The sequence below is a fragment of the Burkholderia sp. AU33803 genome (assembly GCF_002223095.1).
In the GTDB taxonomy this organism is placed as follows: Bacteria; Pseudomonadota; Gammaproteobacteria; order Burkholderiales; family Burkholderiaceae; genus Burkholderia.
The window spans coordinates 924,499-940,715 of record NZ_NKFJ01000006.1; the positions used below are offsets into that span (position 1 = coordinate 924,499).

Consider the following 16,217-nt stretch of genomic DNA (forward strand, 5'->3'; position numbering starts at 1 on the left):
ACGGGCGGCCGATTGCTTACACCGGCGCCTCACCGGGGACGGAGAGCGTGATGGTGGCCGTGGCGCCATCGGCGAACGCGTCGTGCGCGAACGTGCCGCCGTGTGCGAGCGCGACGCGCTGGCAAAGCGCGAGCGTCCAGGCGACGCGCTTGGCGTCGCGCTCGCGCAGCATCTCGCGTCGTGCGAACGATTCGAATGCATGCGGTTGCACGGGATCGGCGAGTGCGTCGGCGTTGACGGTACACGTCGCGCGCGCGGTGAACTGCAGGCCGTCGCGCGCGCACGCAAACGTCACGCGGCTGCCGGCGGCGCTGGCTTCAACCGCGGTGGTGAGCATCGTCCAGAGCGCCTGTGCGATGCGTTCGCGGTCGGCGGTCAGCGACAGGTCGCCGTCCGGCAGCGTCGCGTCGAGCGCGACCTGTCGTGCGTCGGCGAGCGCGAAACGGGCGAGCGCGATCGTGTCGTCGAGCAGCGCGCGCAGCGCGAACGGCTGCGGCTTGACGGCGAGCGTGCGCGTTTCGGCGCGCGGCGCGTCGAGCACGTCGTCGATCAGCGCAACCTGCTGGTCGATGCCCGTGCGGATGCCCGCGAGCGCGCGCTGCAGGTTCGGATCGGCGTTGGCGAGCTGGCGATCGAGCACGTACGCCCAGCTATGCATCGCGTTCAGCGGGCTGCGCAGGTCGTGCGACGCGGTGGAGAGCGCCTGGTCGCGCAGGAACAGCGCCGCCTGGGTGGCGTAATGCGCTGCGCGTTCGCGCAGCAGGTCGGCGGCGGGATCGACGGTAGTGGACGTCACGGAGCTGGCCTGTCGGAAGCGGTTGGCGTGGAAGTCACGCGAACCGTCATTATAGGGACGGTGCGTGTCACGCCGGCAGCGCGTCTTCGTCCTTTTTCCGGGCGTCGCCGTTCGGCAGCAGCTGGCACGCGAGCAGGCCGGCCAGCATCAGCGCGCAGCCGACGAGCGCGCGCAGCGTCAGCGTTTCGCCGAGCGCGGCCCAGCCGGCGATCGCCGCGAACACGCCTTCCATGCTGAAGATCACGGCCGCGTGCGCGGGCGCCGCGTCGCGTTGCGCGACGACCTGCATCGTATAGCCGACCCCGACCGACAGCAGGCCGCCGTACAGCAGCGTCGGCAGCGCGTTGCGCAGCATCGTGCCGCTGACCGGCTCGATGACGAGGCCGACCGCGAGGCACGCCACGCCGCACACGACGAACTGCATGAACGCGAGCACGAGCGGATTGTGGCGCTTCGCGAAATGGCCGACGGCCATCACGTGCGCGGCGATGATCACGGCGCCGGCGAGCTGGAACCAGTCGCCGTACAGCACCGAGAATTGCTCGTTGATGCTGAGGAAATACAGGCCGATCGACGCGAGCAGCGCGCCGAACCACGTGCCCGGGCCGATCCGGTGACGGGCGAACACACCCATCAGCGGCACGATCACGACGTACAGCGAGCTGATGAAGCCCGCGTTGGCGATGCGCGTGTACTGCAGGCCGATCTGCTGCAGCGAAATCGACACCGCCAGCAGCCCGCCGAGCGCGAGGCCCGGCAGCAGCAGCGCCGGCTCACGGCGGATCGCCGCGAGTTGCGTGCGCGACGCCGTGTTCAGCATCAGCAGCGGCACCAGCACCAGCGCGCCGAGCAGGAAGCGGAGCCCCGTGAACAGGAACGGCCCGATCACGTCGAGGCTCAGTCGCTGCGCGACGAAAGCCGAACCCCAGATCGCGGCGGCGGCGAGCATCAGCAGGTTGGCTCGGAGGTGCTTGCGGGCGTCGGGCTTCATTGGAATTCTTCTGGAGATTGCGGGCGGCGAAACCCGTTAGTTTACGCCGAGATTGCAAGGCTGTCGGCAAACCTGCGCAACGCGGCGCCGGCACGGGCGTCGCGTACCCGCGAATACAGCACGACCTGCGACAGCGGCAGCGGCGGCAGCCCGAATTTCGCACCGACGTCGACCAGCGTGCGCGGCGCGACCCGCCGCGCCAGCGGGCAGACGGCGAGCCCCGCGGCGGCGGCGGCCGTGACCGCCGCCACGCCGCCGCCCGTAAAGCGCTCGCGCCACGGCCGCCCCGCATGGTCGAGCGCGCGCAGCGCGGCGGCCCGCACGCCGCACGGGCCGGCCAGCACCGCCAGCGGCAGCGGCTCGCCCGCGCGCGGCACCCAGTCCGGCGCGGCGAGCCAGGCCAGCGGTTCGGAAAACAGCAGCGTGCCGTCTTCGCGCGGCGGGTCTTCGCCCGGCTCGTGCCGCACGATCACCGCATCGAACCGGCGTTCGTCGTATTGCGCGAGCAGGTTCGTCGACGTGCCGAGATGCATTTCGAGCGACAACCCGGGATCCTGCCGATGCAGGCTCGTGAGCACGGCCGGCAGGTCGGGCACGGCGACGTGCTCGCTGACGCCGAGCGACAGCCGGTGCGTACCGGCCGAGATCGCGCCCAGCGCATGATCGTGCGCATCGAGCAGCGCGCGGGCGGCCGGCAGGAAATTCTCGCCGTCGGCGGCCAGCTTGACGATGCGCGGCGTGCGCGCGAGCAGCGGCTTGCCGAGGTGGGCCTCCAGCCGCTTCAGCTTCAGGCTGACGGCCGATTGGGTGGTGCCGAGCGCATCGGCGGCGCGCGTGAAGCTGGCGAGATCGGCGACCAGCACGAACGCGCGGACGGCATCGAGATCAAGGACTTTCATTTTCGATGTAAATGGATGAAATATTCATCGATGACTGTTCATTATAGTTCGGCGCGCCTAACCTGACGCTGTGTTTCCGTTCTTCAACGTCACCTTCACCGACAGGAGCAGGACCATGCCATTCACCCGTATCGCCGTGCGCGAAGGCAAGCCGGCCGCTTATCGTGCGGCGCTCGTCGACGGCGTGCATCGCGCGCTGATGCACACGTTCAACGTGCCCGAGGACGACATCTTCATGGTCGTCACCGAGCATGCGGCCGAGAATTTCGTGTTCGGTCGTCACTACCTCGATATCGAACGCAGCGACGATCTCGTGATGATCCAGATCACCGCGAACAACACGCGTACGCTCGAGCAAAAGCGGGCGCTGTACCGGGCGATCGCGGACAACCTCGCGCAGCAGCCGGGCGTGCGGCAGCAGGACGTATTCATCAGTCTTGTCGAGGTGCTGAAGGAGGACTGGTCGTTCGGCAACGGCCTCGCGCAATACGCCGTTTGACCTGTGACAGCCCGACAGGGCCAGATCGTCGCCGGCGAGTTTTGACGACGTGTACTATGGAAGGAGCTTCACGGTCGACGCCGGCGCGCACGATGCGCCGGCGCTTCTTCATGTGCAGGAGCCTCCATGTCGCGTGTGCTGGAAATCGTGTTGTCGCTGTCGCTGGAAGGGTGGCCGGTCAAGGCCGCGAGTCGCGCCCGGGGGGCGCAGCGTGATTTCGGCGCCGAACTCGTGCGGGCGTGGAGGATCTGCCCGCAGGTCCGGATGCGCCGCGGCCATGAGCGCGTGACGATCGAGCCATGCCAGATCGAGGAGGCCGAGTCGAGCCCCGGCGCAAGCTGGTGGACGTGGGTCGAGTCGAATGCGCACGGCAGGCGCGTGGTCGCGTCGCGCACGACGGTATTTGCGCCAGGCGTCACGGCGCGCGAACTGTTCGACGCGGAGCATGAGGGTATCGCCGTCGCGATGCCGCTGCCCGTGCCCGAGGCGGCCGCTGCGGCCGATGCCGATGCACCGGCAGACGAAGTGGATGGCGTTGCGCCCGACGCCGCGGTGCCCCCGGCCCCGAGCGTGCAGCCGGAGTCGTCGGCGCTGCGTGTCGTCAGCGAACGGCGGCGCGGGCGCTGGGCCGACGATTCCGGCGTCGTGGTCGAGATGACGCTCGACGACGTCACGCTGCATCGCGGCAGCGAGCCGCCGCGCCGCTTCGTCGAGCTGCGCCTTGCGGCGCCCGACTGGGAGACACTGCCCGCGCGCACTGCCGCGCTGCATGCGCTGTTTGCAGCGGCCCGCGAATTGAGCGGTGCGTGGCCCGCATTCGTGCAATTGACGAGCGTGATCGATCGCGCGTGCGCGGCCGAGCCGGCCGCCGACGGGCCCGTCAAGGCCAAGCCCGTCGACCTGACCGGCGTGCGCTCGCAGCGCACCGCGCTGTTCGCGCTGGCCGGCGACATCACCGCGCAGTGGCTCGGCAACGAGGGCGGGGTGCTCGAGCACGACGATCCCGAATTCGTGCACCAGATGCGTGTCGCGCTGCGCCGCCTGCGTACGCTGATGCGCTTCTTTCCGCGCTTTACCGACCGCCAGTGGCGCGACACGCTCGGTATCGACCTGCGCTGGCTTGCGTCGCTGCTCGGCACGGTGCGCGACTGGGACGTGTTCGCGACCGAAAGCCTGCCCGCGCTGATCGCGGCCGACGGCGGCGACGGTGAGTGGAACGGTACGCTCGACGCCGCGCGCGCGCAGTGCGCGGCCGCGCGCGCCGAGTTGCGCCAGGCGCTGCATTCGGCTCGCTATGCGCGGCTGACGCTCGGCTGGCTCGAGTGGCTGAGCTCGCTGGCGCTGCCGCCGGCCGAGGACGGCGACGCGCCTTCGCTGCGGCGCCACGCGACGAAGCGCGTGCGGCGGCTGTTCGGCCATCTGTACGCGTCACCGTCGCTGACGTCGCTCGACACGGCCGCGCGCCATCAGGTGCGGATCGATGCGAAGCGGCTGCGCTACGCGCTCGAATTCTTCGCATCGCTGGCGTCGCGCCGCACGCGCACCGAGACGGTCAAGACCCTCGCGCGCGTGCAGAGCGTGCTCGGCGAAGCGAACGACACGATGGTCGCGCTGCAGCACCTCGAAAAATTGGCTGCGCCGCCGTACCAGCTCGGGTTCGTGCGGGGCTACGGCGCGGCGCTCGAGCAGCGCGCGGCGCGCGACGCCGAGACGCTGCTGGCCAGCCTGCGGCCGCCGAAGCTCGACGGCAAGCCGGGTTGACCGGCACGCGCTGACTATAATGGCCGCCCGATTTCCCCTACGCATCCCGATGACCGACGCACCTCATGCTTTTTCGTCCGCCGAACCGCTCGAACTGGGCGGCGAGCTGTGGCTGCGCGCCGGCGAGCAGACACTCGGCGGCGCCACGCGCATCGCGTTGCTCGCGGCGATCGGCGACACCGGTTCGATCACGCGCGCGGCGAAGGCCGTCGGCCTCAGCTACAAGGCCGCGTGGGATGCGGTCGACACGATGAACAATCTTGCCGGCGAACCGCTCGTCGCGCGTTCGACGGGCGGCAAGGGCGGCGGCGGTACGACGCTGACGCCGCGCGCGACGTCGCTGATCGCCGCGTTCCGCACGATCGAGCGCGAGCATCGCCGGTTCATCGAGGCCGCGAGCGCGGCCGTGGCCGGATTCGACGTCGACTGGGCGCTGATCGGCCGGATCGGGATGAAGACCAGCGCCCGCAACCAGTGGTTCGGCAAGGTCGCATCGATCGTGCGCGGCACCGTCAACGACGAGGTCACGCTCACGCTGCCCGGCGGACAGTCGATCGTTGCCGTGCTGACGCACGAGAGCGCCGATGCGCTCGGCCTGCAGGTCGGCGCGGATGCCTGCGCGCTGGTGAAGGCATCGTGGGTCGTGCTCGCGGTCGACGATGGCGAGCACGAGCTGAAGGTGTCCGCACGGAATCAACTGCGCGGCAGCGTGGAAACCGTCGCGGCGGGGGCAGTGAACAGCGAGGTGACGCTGGCGCTCGACGGCGGCGGGACGCTGACGGCCGTCGTGACCAACGACAGCGTCGACGCGTTGCAACTCGACGCCGGCGAGCGGGCGATCGCGCTGTTCAAGGCGTCGAGCGTGATTCTTGCGGTGACGGGCTGACGAAGCAGGCCGGGCGGCGCGCATCGACGATCGTGTGACGGGCGGGGCGAAGCCGGCGTCGTACAGCGCCTGCACGGCACCGGCTTCGTTTCCGCTTTCAGCCTATGCCGCTACGCGCGGCTTCTCTCAGGCTCCAACCTGCCTGCCACGACCACGGCCCCGCGCGCTCAGGTGACGCGCGTCGGCCACTCGGCGTGCGGCGGAGCCGCCTGCACGCGTCCTTCGCTCAACTGCACGACCTGGTCGCCGAATGCGGCGACGTCGTCGGGGTCGTGCGAGATCAGCACCATCGGGATATCGAGCCGCGCCTGCAGCTCGGCGAGCTCGTGACGCATGCGCTGGCGCATGGCGCCGTCGAGCGCCGCGAACGGTTCGTCGAGCAGCAGGATCCGCGGTTGCGCGACCAGTGCGCGCGCCAGCGCGACGCGCTGTTTCTGCCCGCCCGACAATTGCGACGGATACTGCCCCGCGAGCGCTTCGAGATCGAACGCCTGCAGCCAGTACGCGACTTCCGGCGGCACCGTCTTCGCGCGCGGGTTGCGCAGCCCCGACGTGAGCCCGAATGCGATGTTCTGGCGCACGTTCAGATGCGGAAACAGCGCGTAATCCTGGAACAGGTACGCGACGCGCCGCTCGCGGGTCGGCACGTCGATGCGGCGCGCGGCGTCGAACAGCGGCTCGTCGTTCAGCGTGATCGTGCCTTCGTCGGGCGACAGCAGGCCGGCGATCGCCTGCAGCGTCATGCTCTTGCCCGCCCCGGACGGCCCGAACAGCACGACGCGCTGCGTCGTTGCCGTGAACGACATGTCGAGCGTGAAGCGGCGCTCGGCGTTTGCGTAGGTCTTGCGGATGTCGACGACGAGGCTCATGCGTGCCTCCGTCGAAGCCGCTCGATAGCGAAAGACGATGAACGAGGCGAGCGCATCATGTCAGCTGGCCCCGTCGGGCACGCGACGGCACGAGCCAGCCGGTCGCGAGCAGTACGAGCACGCAGGTGATCGACGTCACCAGCACGAGGAAGTTGGCGGTGCTGTCGTCGCCGGCCTGGACGGCCGCGTAGATCGCGACCGACAGCGTCTGCGTGCGGCCGGGCAGGTTGCCCGCGATCATCAGCGTCGCGCCGAACTCGCCGAGCGCGCGCGCGAACGCGAGCAGCGCGCCCGCGAGAATGCCGCGCGTGGCGAGCGGCAGCGTCACGCGGAAAAACACCGCGACTTCGCCGAGCCCGAGCGTGCGCGCCGCGCGTTCGAGGTGCGGATCCACGCCTTCGAACGCCGCCCGTGCCGACTTCAGGATCAGCGGAAACGCGACGACCATCGATGCGATCACCGCGCCTTGCCACGTGAAGACGAGCTCGATGCCGAGCGTGTCGAGCCACGCGCCGAACACGCCGCGCCGGCCGAGCAGCACGAGCAGGTAATAGCCGAGTACCGTCGGCGGCAGCACGAGCGGCAGCGTCAGCACGGAATCGACGACGTCGCGCAGCGGCGAGCGCCAGCGCGCGAGCATGAACGCGGCCGCGACGCCGAGCACGATGTCGAGCGCGGTTGCCCACCCGGCAACCTTCAACGACAGCAGCAGCGGTACCCAGGCGTCTTGCATCGCGCTACGCTCACTTGCCTGCGGGCTTGAAGCCGAACGTCGCCAGCACGGCCTGGCCCTGCGGCGACGCGACGAAGTCGATGAACGACTGCGCCTGCGCGGCGTGGCGGCTGTCCTTGACCACGGCGATCGGATAGGTGATGGCCGTTTTCGTCGGCACCGTCAGCGCGATTTTTACGCGGCCCGGCATGATCGCGGCGTCGGTGCCGAACACGAAGCCCGCCTCGACTTCGCCGCGCGCGACATAGTCGAGGCTCTGGCGCACGTTGGCGGCCAGTACGCCCTTCGCGCTGACGGCATCCCACACGCCGGCCGCGCGCAGCGCGCCTTCCGTGTAGCGGCCGACCGGCACCGATGCCGGGTCGCCATACGCGATGCGCTTCACGCCGGGCGCGGTCAGGTCGTTCAGCGACGTCGGCGCGGCAGCCTTGCTGTCCGCCGGCACGATCAGCACGAGCGAGTTCGCCGCGAAATCGCGACGCGTGCCGGGCACGATCACCTTTTCGTCCGCCGCGCGATCCATCGCCTTCTGGTCGGCCGACGCGAACACGTCGGCCGGCGCGCCCTTGGCGATCTGCTGCATCAGCACGTCCGACGCGCCGAAGTTGAACAGCACCTTGGTCTCCGGATGCTGCTTCTCGTACGCGTCACCGACGGCCTTGAATGCGTTCGTCAGGCTGGCCGCGGCCGACACGACCAGTTCGTCGGCGGCCGAAGCGGGCGCGCTGAACGCGATACCGGCAGCGGCAAGCGTGGCGATCGGCAGCAGGCGAAGCCGGGTGCGGCGAAGCGGACGGACGGTTGAGCGCATGGTGGATTCGTTTTGAATGGATGGAAACCGTAATCGTAATATAGGGCGGGTTATAACGCTCGACATACCGCTCATGCGATGGTGCGCATGTAATGGTCAGACGTGAAAAGTGGCGAACGCGACGGCCGGGTAGCCGGTCACGTACGGAGCGTATGCGGCGACGACTGGGTGCGCTGCAGCGACGACGGCTGCGATGCGGGGCGATAGTTCGGATTGGCCTTCCAGCGCGCGCGGACGAACGGACGCTCGTGGCCCGACAGTTGCAGCGCCACCTTGGTGACCCAACGATGCGACGGCACCGTGATGCCGTGCAGCGCCACGGTGACGAGCGCGAGGCTTGCGACGACCGCGGGCACCGACCAGCGGTGCGGCACCGCGCGCCACGAACCGGCGATGAACGCGATCGCGGCGATCGCGCCGACGATGCAGCCGGTGATCGATTCGGACGGCGAATGGGCGTCGAGCGCGACGCGCGACACGCCGACCGCGACGCCGGCTGCGAGCCCGAGCGCGATGCCGGCGAGTCGCACCGGCGTGCGGGTGCGGATCAGTGCCAGGAAAATCGCGACCGGATAGACCGACGTCGACAGCATCGCATGGCCGCTGAACCCCGTGAAATCCCACTTGCGGATGCCGATCCCCCAGCCGAGGAACGCGATCTTCGTGAGCGCGACCACGCCGATCGCGGCCGCGAGCACGCCGAGCCACGCGGCCGCGCGCTGCCACGAGTAGCCGAGCGCGAGCCAGACGGCGATCGTGATCGCGAGCGGCAAGGTCAGGCCGGCGCCGCCGAACGCGGTGATCATGATCCACAGGTGAGACGACCGGTCGAACATCGGGAAGGGGACGAACGAAGGCGGGGAAGATGCTTAAATCAACGCGCGAGCCGGAAAGAACGACTACAACGGATACAAGCGGCGAAGCCCCAGTATAGCGCCGCGTGCGCATGAGCCCCGTTTTTTGCGGGGCCGGGAACGATCCGCGTGCAGGAAAAGTCCGAGAAACAATGTTATGGTGCATTGCACAAAGACGAACGATGCATCCGCTGTGGTGCCCCTATTTTTCCTGACTGCGAGCCCGATCGATGACCAAAAGTCTGACCAAGGTGTGGCTGGGCGGCATGAAACGCATGCTGTCTCCGGCCGCCAAGCGCTCGGCGCGCGATGCACAGCGCATCACACGCGATGCACTCGAGGCCGCGGCCTCCGCCGCCGTATCCGATCTGTCCCCGCCGCGTGAATCGCGCGTGCGACCGCGCGCGGCCGCATGGGCGGCCGGCGAGTGGACGCGCGGCGAACATCCGATGGCCCCCGCGCTTGGGCGCCTCGTCCAGAATCTCGCGTACGGCCTTTACGTGCCGCCCGGCCGCCGGCGTGGCGCGATGCCGCTCGTGGTGATGCTGCACGGCTGCCAGCAGTCCGTCGACGAATTCGTGCAAGGCACGCGGATGAACCTGCTGGCCGACAAGCACGGCTTTGCGGTGCTGTATCCGGAGCAGTCGCTGCGCGCGCATGCGCACGGCTGCTGGCACTGGTATGAAGACACCGACCGCGCGGGCCGCGGCGAGGCGGACGCGGTGGCGTCGCTCGTCGACGCGCTCGTCGACGAACACGGTTTCGACGCGTCGCGTGTCTATGTCGCGGGGTTGTCGGCCGGCGCGGGTCTCGCGTCGCTTCTTGCACTGCACCATCCGGACCGTTTCGCGGCGGTGGCGCTGCATTCGGGCCCGGCGCTCGGCGAGGCGACCTCGGGCATTACCGCGATGGACGTGATGCGGCGCGGCGTGCGCCAGAATCCGGCGGCGGCCGTCGACGCGCTGGTCGATGCCGCCGCGTATCCAGGCATGCCGGCGCTGATCGTCCAGGGCGACGGTGACCACGTGGTCGCGCCGAAAAATGCCGACCAGCTGACGGTGCAGTTCATGCGCCTGAACGGGCTGGCCGACAGCCGCGGCGCGTTGCGCGGCGGCGAGCGAGTGGAGACGCGCGACGCGGGCGCGCAGATCACCGATGTCTGCCGCGACGGCGAGCCTGTCGTCCGGCTCTGTCATGTAAAAGGGCTCGATCATGCGTGGGCCGGCGGCGACGAAGCCGTTCCGTTCCACGCGGCGGTCGGCCCCGATGCGAGCGCGATGATCTGGGCCTTTTTCGAGACCCAGCGCCGCACTGTGGCGACCGAACGACGCACCGTCTGATCGACGCTGGCCAAAGCCTAGGGTTTTCCCTATAATTCGGGAAAACCCTAGTCAAAGAACCTTTGGATTGCGAGATCAACCATGTACCTGCTGAGCCACCTCTTCCTGATGCTGACCAAGAACGCTGAAAAGGCCTCGAAAGAGCGCGCCGACGCGTACCTGGCCGAAGCCACCGACATCTATGATCTCGAATTCCGCATGCGCAAGATCGATCGCGAAGCGGCGATGAACCGCCCGTACACGTTCGGTTCGCGCTAAAGCGCGCAGGGCGGGCAGTCAGGTCCGCCGCTCCGGCGAGTCACGCAGCAGAAAAGGGCGCGTGCGGCACCATGCCGCACGCGCCCTTTTTGCATTCCAGGCCTGGTGTCGCGTCAGACGACCGTCAGGCGCACCGGCACGTTGTTACGCGTCGCGTTCGAATACGGGCACACGTGGTGCGCCTTTTCGACCAGCGCTTGCGCGTCGGCCTTGTCGAACCCCGGCAGCGACACGCGCAGTTCGACGTCGAGCCCGAAGCCGCCTGCGTCGTTCGGGCCGATGCCCACTTCCGCCGTGACTTGCGTGTCGGCCGGCAGCGCCTTCTTGTCCTGGCCGGCGACGAATTTCATCGCGCTCAGGAAACAGGCCGAGTAACCTGCGGCAAACAGCTGCTCCGGATTCGTGCCTTCCGCGCCCGTGCCGCCCAGTTCGCGCGGCGCGGCCAGCTTCACTTCCAGCTTGTTGTCAGCGGATACCGCGCGGCCGTCGCGGCCACCCGTGCTCGTGGCGCTGGTCTTGTACAGAATGTTCATCGTGCAGCTCCTGTCTGGAAAAGGGGGAAAAGCGGCCCGGTCGAACGCGGTGTCGCCGGCCACGTACAAACAATAGAACACAAATGATTTGTGTGCAAATGAATTTTTGAAGAAAAAGGCCCGGTATCGTCGGGCCGGTTCATCGAGGCTCGGCTGTCAGCGTTCGTTGGCGGTCGAGAGCGCGTCGCGCAACTGCTGAAGATCGGCGCGCAGCCTGACCAGGAAGTCGGGGGATTGCTGCATCGCGCAGAAGAGATCGGCGGGCACCGAGCGCGCGCGCTCCTTCAACGCACGACCTTCTGGCGTCACCAGTACGTTCACGATGCGTTCGTCGGTCGCACTGCGCACGCGCGCGACGTAGCCGAGCGCCTCCAGCCGCTTCAGCAGCGGCGTGACCGTGGCCGGGTCGAGGTCGAGCCGCGCGGCGATGTCCTTCACGGCGATGTCGTCGCGTTCCCACAGCACGAGCATCGCGAGATATTGGGGATAGGTCAGCGACAGCTTGTCGAGCAGTGGCTTGTACGCCTTCGTCATCGCGTGCGAAGTCGCGTAGAGCGCGAAGCAGAGTTGCTCGTCGAGTGTCTGGGGCAGCGGAGGCAGGCGATCCATGATTCGGGCGGCGCGGCGAACGCGCGAACAATTTGTACGCAAATTATTTTGCGCGCAAAAGATCGGGATGAACAGGGGCGATCGGCGATGACCGGTGGCTGACGGAGGCGGCGGAAGGGAGGGGGATGCCGGGGGAGGCCGCCCGGCGCGGAGAACGGCGGGCCGGCGCCGCGCGCCGGCCGTGGGGGCTTCAGCGGCCCGACGTGGTGGTCGTCGCGCCCGGTTCCTGTACGCCGAAGCAGCCGCGATAGGTCGCGTAGAACGAGCAGTACAGCATCGTGACGATGATGATCGTCACCGGCATCATGATCGTCAGCGCATAGGCGCCGGCGCCGAGCGCCTGCAGCAGCAGCGACAGCGCGAGCGACGTGCCGAGCGCGACGGCGAACCACAGCACGCCGTACACGACGAACGCGCCGCGATTGCGCCAGCAGCTCACGACGCTGAAGAACAGCGCCTTGGCGGGCGGGACGTCATGCCACGCGACCAGCACCGGCGCGAACCAGAACAGCATCGCGACGGGCAGGTAGAGCAGCGTCGCGAAGAACAGCGCGCCGAGCGTGCCTTGCGCGGCGAGGGCTTCCGGCGTCGTGCTGGCTTCGTCGGCCGCGCCCATCATCACGTGGAACAGCGCGCCGCCGTCCACGAACGACGAAGCGGCGAACACGAGCACCATCGACGCGACGTAGATCACGCCGAGCACGAGCAGCCGCTGGGTCGCGACGGTGCCGTACGAGCGGAAGCCGTCGACGAGGATCGTCGGCATCACGGGCTTGCCGGCCACCGTGTCGCGGCACGCGGCCATGAAGCCGACCGCGACGCCGGGAATGAAGACCAGCGGCAGCGCGGAGCCGATCACGGGCACCATCGATATCAGCGTGATCGCCAGCAGGTACGTGAAGAACAGCGTGATGAACGCGAGCGGGTTCCGGCGGAACAGCCAGACGCCTTGACGGAACCAGACATAGCCCGTTTTGGCGGGCACTTCGATCAGTTGCATGCGGTGTGGATCTCGGGAAGCGCGGGCGTATGCGCGATACGCTCGCGCAGGATGCGTTCGAAATGGCCGGGGTCGTGCGGCTTGAGCATCTCGGCCGCGCGCGGCAGGTAGAAGTCGTACAGGCGCGACACCCAGAAGCGGTACGCGCCCGCGCGCAGCATGTCACTCCAGTGGCGGCGCTCCTCGGCCGTGAACGGCCGGACCGTCTGGTACGCGCGCAGCAGCGCATCGGCGCGCGCGACGTCGAGCACGCCGGTCGCGAGGTCGACGCACCAGTCGTTGACCGTGACCGCGACGTCGAACAGCCACTTGTCGCAGCCCGCGAAATAGAAGTCGAAGAAGCCGCCGAGCCGCACGTCGTGGCCGGTGCCGGGCGCCGCGTGCGCGAACAGGACGTTGTCGCGGAACAGGTCGCAATGGCACGGCCCGGCCGGCAGCGCCGCGTAGTCGTCCGACGCGAAGAAGCTGGCCTGGTGCGCGAGTTCGCCTTCCAGCAGCGCGCGCTGCTCGTCCGTGATGAACGGCACGATCGCCGGCACGTTCTCCTGCCACCACGGCAGGCTGCGCAGGTTCGGCTGGGTGCGCGGATAGTCGCGGCCGGCGAGGTGCAGGCGCGCCAGCATCTGCCCGACCTCGATGCAGTGTTCGACCCCCGGCGCCAGTTCGGCCGAGCCGTCGAGCTTCGTGACGATCGTGGCCGGCTTGCCGTGCAGCATGCCGAACAGCGCGCCGTCGTCGCGCGGGACCGGATCCGGCACCGGCACGCCATGGCCGGCCAGATGGCGCATCAGGTCGAGGTAGAACGGCAGCTGTTCCGCCGTGAGCTTTTCGAAGATCGTGAGGACGTACTCGCCGCGCGTCGTCGTCAGGAAGAAGTTGCTGTTTTCGATACCGGACGGAATGCCGCGGAACGCAAGCACGTCGCCCAGTTCGTAGTGGCGCATCCATTGCGCGAGATCGGAGTCGGAAACAGCAGTGAAAACGGCCATGCGGGATGCGTCAGGTCAGGGTGTCGGCACGCGGGCGGCGTGCGTCGCGACATCAGGTGAAGGGAGGCGGCGCGCGGCGTTCGGTGCCGCGCGCCACGGAATCAGTAGCGCAGGTTCAGCGACGGCAGGCGCGTGATCGGGATGCCCGCGTCGTGCGGCTTCGGCGACGTGTCGGGCGTCGAGCTCATCTGGTAGCGCGTGCCGAAGTTCGACTTCACGTCGATCTCGACCGGCTTGCCGCGATCGCGGTACTCGGTGACTTCGGTGCCGTTCTTGCTCTTTTCGTGAAAGCTCGGCGTGCGGCGGATGTCGGCGAAGTCGACTTTCGACGTGACTTCGGCGCCCGGCCGGTTGATCTTGCGGAGATCCGGCAGGCCGGCGGCCTCGTTGGCCTCGGCCCGAGCCTGCGCGTCGGCGTCAGGCGTGCCGCCGGCGGCGTAAGCGGCGCTGGCGGCGGCAAACGCGGCGGCAGCGACGACGAGAATGAGCGGCTTCATGATGAGTCTCCAGTGAACCCACCGATTTTAGCAAATACTGCGCCCCATCCGGCCCTCGCGTGCGTAGGGGCAGCCATAAGGGCGACCGGGTTCCGTGGTAATGTCGTCGGATCAGACGAGGTAATCAAAATGAAGAACGATTTGAGCCGCCGACACCGAGTGCTGACGCCCGAAAGCCCGTCGGTCGAGGCTTTTGACGATCCGATCGCCGCCGTCGCGCGGCTGTCCGCCATTTACGACACGAACACGGGCTTCCTGCGCGATGCGTTCGCCCGCTATCGCCGCCACGAATCGATTACCGAGCACGTGCGCGCGTGCTACCCGTTCGTGCGGATCCGCACCGACGTCAACACGCACGTCGATTCGCGCCGCTCGTACGGTTTCGTCGCGGGCCCGGGCGTATTCGAGACGACGGTCACGCGCCCCGATCTCTTCGCGAACTACTATCGCGAGCAACTGCGCCTGCTGGCGAAGAACCACCATGTGAAGATCGAGATCGGCGTGTCGTCGCAGCCGATTCCGATCCATTTCGCGTTTCCGGAAGGCATCCATCTCGAGGGCGAGCTCGACCGCGACCGCCTGCTCGCGATGCGCGACATCTTCGATACGCCCGACCTGTCGTATCTCGACGACCGCATCGTCAACGGCACGTTCGAGCCGGCGCCGGGCGAGCCGCATCCGCTCGCGCTGTTCACGGCCGCGCGCGTCGACTTCTCGCTGCACCGGCTGCGCCACTACACGGCGACGTCGCCCACGCATTTCCAGAATTACGTGCTGTACACGAACTACCAGTTCTACATCGACGAGTTCGTGAAGCTGGGCCGCACGGTGATGACGGAGAGCGACGATCCCGAGGTGCGTGCATACCGGAGCCAGTACAGCGCGTTCGTCGAGCCGGGCGATGTCGTCACCTACAACGCGAACCTCGGCAGCGAGCCGGCCGAGGGCAACGCGCCGCCGCGCCTGCCGCAGATGCCCGCGTATCACCTGAAGCGCGCGGACGGCAGCGGGATCACGATGGTCAACATCGGCGTCGGCCCGTCGAACGCGAAAACGATCACCGATCACATCGCGGTGCTGCGTCCGCACGCATGGGTGATGCTCGGTCACTGCGCGGGGTTGCGCAACACGCAGCGTCTCGGCGATTACGTGCTCGCACACGGTTACGTGCGCGAGGATCACGTGCTCGATGACGACCTGCCGCTGTGGGTGCCGATTCCGGCGCTGGCCGAAGTGCAGCTCGCGCTCGAGCGCGGGGTGGCCGAGGTCACGCAGCTTGATGGCGTCGAACTGAAGCGCGTGATGCGCACGGGTACGGTCGCGAGCGTCGACAACCGCAACTGGGAGCTGCGCGATCATCGCGAACCCGTGCAGCGCCTGTCGCAGAGCCGCGCGATCGCGCTCGACATGGAAAGCGCGACGATCGCCGCGAACGGCTTCCGCTTCCGCGTGCCGTACGGCACGCTGCTGTGCGTGTCGGACAAGCCGCTGCACGGCGAGCTGAAACTGCCGGGCATGGCCGACACGTTCTATCGCGGGCAGGTCGACCAGCATCTGCAGATCGGCGTGAAGGCGATGGAGATCCTGCGCACGAACGGGCTCGACAAGCTGCATAGCCGGAAGCTGCGGAGCTTCGCGGAAGTGGCGTTTCAGTAACGCGCATGACTGGTATGGGGGGGGGCGAGGCGCTGCCGGGCTTCACGGCGGCAGGCGCGCGCCTGCGTCACCCATCCGGTCGCGTGGACACTCGTCGTGGCCGCAATGTGGCCTTCGTACTCGGACGCGGCCACGGTCTCCAATTTGGAAGTTGTCCTATGGTTTTGTCCTTGTCATCGAGAATATGCTCTTCTGCGTGGCGTTCTCCGACGCCCGCACGAAGGAACGGTGCACAG

The 16,217-nt window shown here is 68.2% G+C and carries 18 protein-coding genes; 6 read left to right on the forward strand and 12 right to left on the reverse strand.

Going from position 1 to position 16,217, the window contains the following annotated elements; all coding sequences use genetic code 11:
* Positions 1–16: 16 nt before the first annotated feature.
* The 3 genes from CFB41_RS21455 to CFB41_RS21465 form a co-directional block, all read right to left on the reverse strand.
* Positions 17–796 (reverse strand): sensor histidine kinase KdpD, encoded by a 780-nt coding sequence (locus CFB41_RS21455; protein ID WP_089457802.1) that lies wholly within the window; start codon positions 794–796, stop codon positions 17–19.
* A gap of 67 nt (positions 797–863) precedes the next feature.
* Entirely contained in the window at positions 864–1,787 is a 924-nt protein-coding gene (locus tag CFB41_RS21460; RefSeq protein WP_089457803.1) for a DMT family transporter, read from the reverse strand.
* 41 nt (positions 1,788–1,828) lie between these two features.
* The gene (locus tag CFB41_RS21465) at positions 1,829–2,686 is read right to left on the reverse strand and encodes a LysR substrate-binding domain-containing protein (protein WP_089443002.1); all 858 of its coding nucleotides are present in this window, start codon (positions 2,684–2,686) and stop codon (positions 1,829–1,831) included.
* Positions 2,687–2,801: 115 nt separating this feature from the next.
* On the opposite strand from CFB41_RS21465, the gene CFB41_RS21470 reads away from it, so the two are divergent.
* The 3 genes from CFB41_RS21470 to CFB41_RS21480 all read left to right on the forward strand — a co-directional run bounded on the left by CFB41_RS21470 (position 2,802) and on the right by CFB41_RS21480 (position 5,832).
* The gene (locus CFB41_RS21470; RefSeq protein ID WP_011355834.1) at positions 2,802–3,185 is read left to right on the forward strand and encodes a tautomerase family protein; all 384 of its coding nucleotides are present in this window, start codon (positions 2,802–2,804) and stop codon (positions 3,183–3,185) included.
* Between the two features lie 126 nt (positions 3,186–3,311).
* Positions 3,312–4,946, forward strand: coding sequence for a CHAD domain-containing protein (locus CFB41_RS21475; RefSeq protein ID WP_089457804.1), 1,635 nt, complete (start codon positions 3,312–3,314; stop codon positions 4,944–4,946).
* A 49-nt stretch (positions 4,947–4,995) separates the two neighbouring features.
* Entirely contained in the window at positions 4,996–5,832 is an 837-nt protein-coding gene (locus tag CFB41_RS21480; protein WP_089457805.1) for a TOBE domain-containing protein, read from the forward strand.
* A gap of 167 nt (positions 5,833–5,999) precedes the next feature.
* Here the strand turns inward: CFB41_RS21480 and CFB41_RS21485 are convergent, their stop codons facing one another.
* The 4 genes from CFB41_RS21485 to CFB41_RS21500 all read right to left on the reverse strand — a co-directional run bounded on the left by CFB41_RS21485 (position 6,000) and on the right by CFB41_RS21500 (position 9,081).
* Positions 6,000–6,701 carry a sulfate/molybdate ABC transporter ATP-binding protein gene (locus tag CFB41_RS21485; RefSeq protein WP_089432358.1) on the reverse strand — a complete coding sequence of 234 codons (702 nt, stop codon included), beginning with the start codon at positions 6,699–6,701 and terminating at the stop codon, positions 6,000–6,002.
* Positions 6,702–6,756: 55 nt separating this feature from the next.
* Positions 6,757–7,434, reverse strand: coding sequence for a molybdate ABC transporter permease subunit (modB, locus tag CFB41_RS21490; protein WP_089457806.1), 678 nt, complete (start codon positions 7,432–7,434; stop codon positions 6,757–6,759).
* 10 nt (positions 7,435–7,444) lie between these two features.
* Positions 7,445–8,245: a molybdate ABC transporter substrate-binding protein gene (gene modA, locus CFB41_RS21495; RefSeq protein ID WP_089457807.1), complete on the reverse strand. Its 801-nt coding sequence runs from the start codon at positions 8,243–8,245 to the stop codon at positions 7,445–7,447.
* 137 nt (positions 8,246–8,382) lie between these two features.
* Entirely contained in the window at positions 8,383–9,081 is a 699-nt protein-coding gene (locus tag CFB41_RS21500; RefSeq protein WP_089457808.1) for a phosphatase PAP2 family protein, read from the reverse strand.
* A gap of 248 nt (positions 9,082–9,329) precedes the next feature.
* Here CFB41_RS21500 and CFB41_RS21505 point away from each other — a divergent pair, with 248 nt between their 5' ends.
* Together CFB41_RS21505 and CFB41_RS21510 are read left to right on the forward strand one after the other, a co-directional pair.
* On the forward strand, positions 9,330–10,439 hold the full coding sequence (locus tag CFB41_RS21505) for a PHB depolymerase family esterase (RefSeq protein WP_089457809.1): 1,110 nt from the start codon (positions 9,330–9,332) through the stop codon (positions 10,437–10,439).
* Between the two features lie 81 nt (positions 10,440–10,520).
* Positions 10,521–10,697: a DUF3563 family protein gene (locus CFB41_RS21510; protein ID WP_069251078.1), complete on the forward strand. Its 177-nt coding sequence runs from the start codon at positions 10,521–10,523 to the stop codon at positions 10,695–10,697.
* 113 nt (positions 10,698–10,810) lie between these two features.
* On the opposite strand, the gene CFB41_RS21515 is transcribed toward CFB41_RS21510, so the two are convergent.
* The 5 genes from CFB41_RS21515 to CFB41_RS21535 form a co-directional block, all read right to left on the reverse strand.
* Positions 10,811–11,230: an organic hydroperoxide resistance protein gene (locus tag CFB41_RS21515; protein ID WP_011355825.1), complete on the reverse strand. Its 420-nt coding sequence runs from the start codon at positions 11,228–11,230 to the stop codon at positions 10,811–10,813.
* Positions 11,231–11,386: 156 nt separating this feature from the next.
* A complete protein-coding gene (locus tag CFB41_RS21520) occupies positions 11,387–11,839 on the reverse strand; it encodes a MarR family winged helix-turn-helix transcriptional regulator (RefSeq protein ID WP_089457810.1) in 453 nt (150 codons plus the stop codon).
* A 190-nt stretch (positions 11,840–12,029) separates the two neighbouring features.
* A complete protein-coding gene (locus CFB41_RS21525; RefSeq protein WP_089442995.1) occupies positions 12,030–12,839 on the reverse strand; it encodes a BPSS1780 family membrane protein in 810 nt (269 codons plus the stop codon).
* On the reverse strand, positions 12,830–13,828 hold the full coding sequence (locus CFB41_RS21530; protein ID WP_089442994.1) for a homoserine kinase: 999 nt from the start codon (positions 13,826–13,828) through the stop codon (positions 12,830–12,832). The genes CFB41_RS21525 and CFB41_RS21530 overlap by 10 nt, the downstream gene beginning before the upstream one ends.
* 101 nt (positions 13,829–13,929) lie before the next feature.
* The gene (locus CFB41_RS21535; RefSeq protein ID WP_021160838.1) at positions 13,930–14,325 is read right to left on the reverse strand and encodes a hypothetical protein; all 396 of its coding nucleotides are present in this window, start codon (positions 14,323–14,325) and stop codon (positions 13,930–13,932) included.
* A 129-nt stretch (positions 14,326–14,454) separates the two neighbouring features.
* Between CFB41_RS21535 and CFB41_RS21540 the strand changes: the two genes are divergently transcribed.
* Positions 14,455–15,981: an AMP nucleosidase gene (locus tag CFB41_RS21540; protein ID WP_089442993.1), complete on the forward strand. Its 1,527-nt coding sequence runs from the start codon at positions 14,455–14,457 to the stop codon at positions 15,979–15,981.
* The last annotated feature ends 236 nt before the right edge of the window (positions 15,982–16,217 follow it).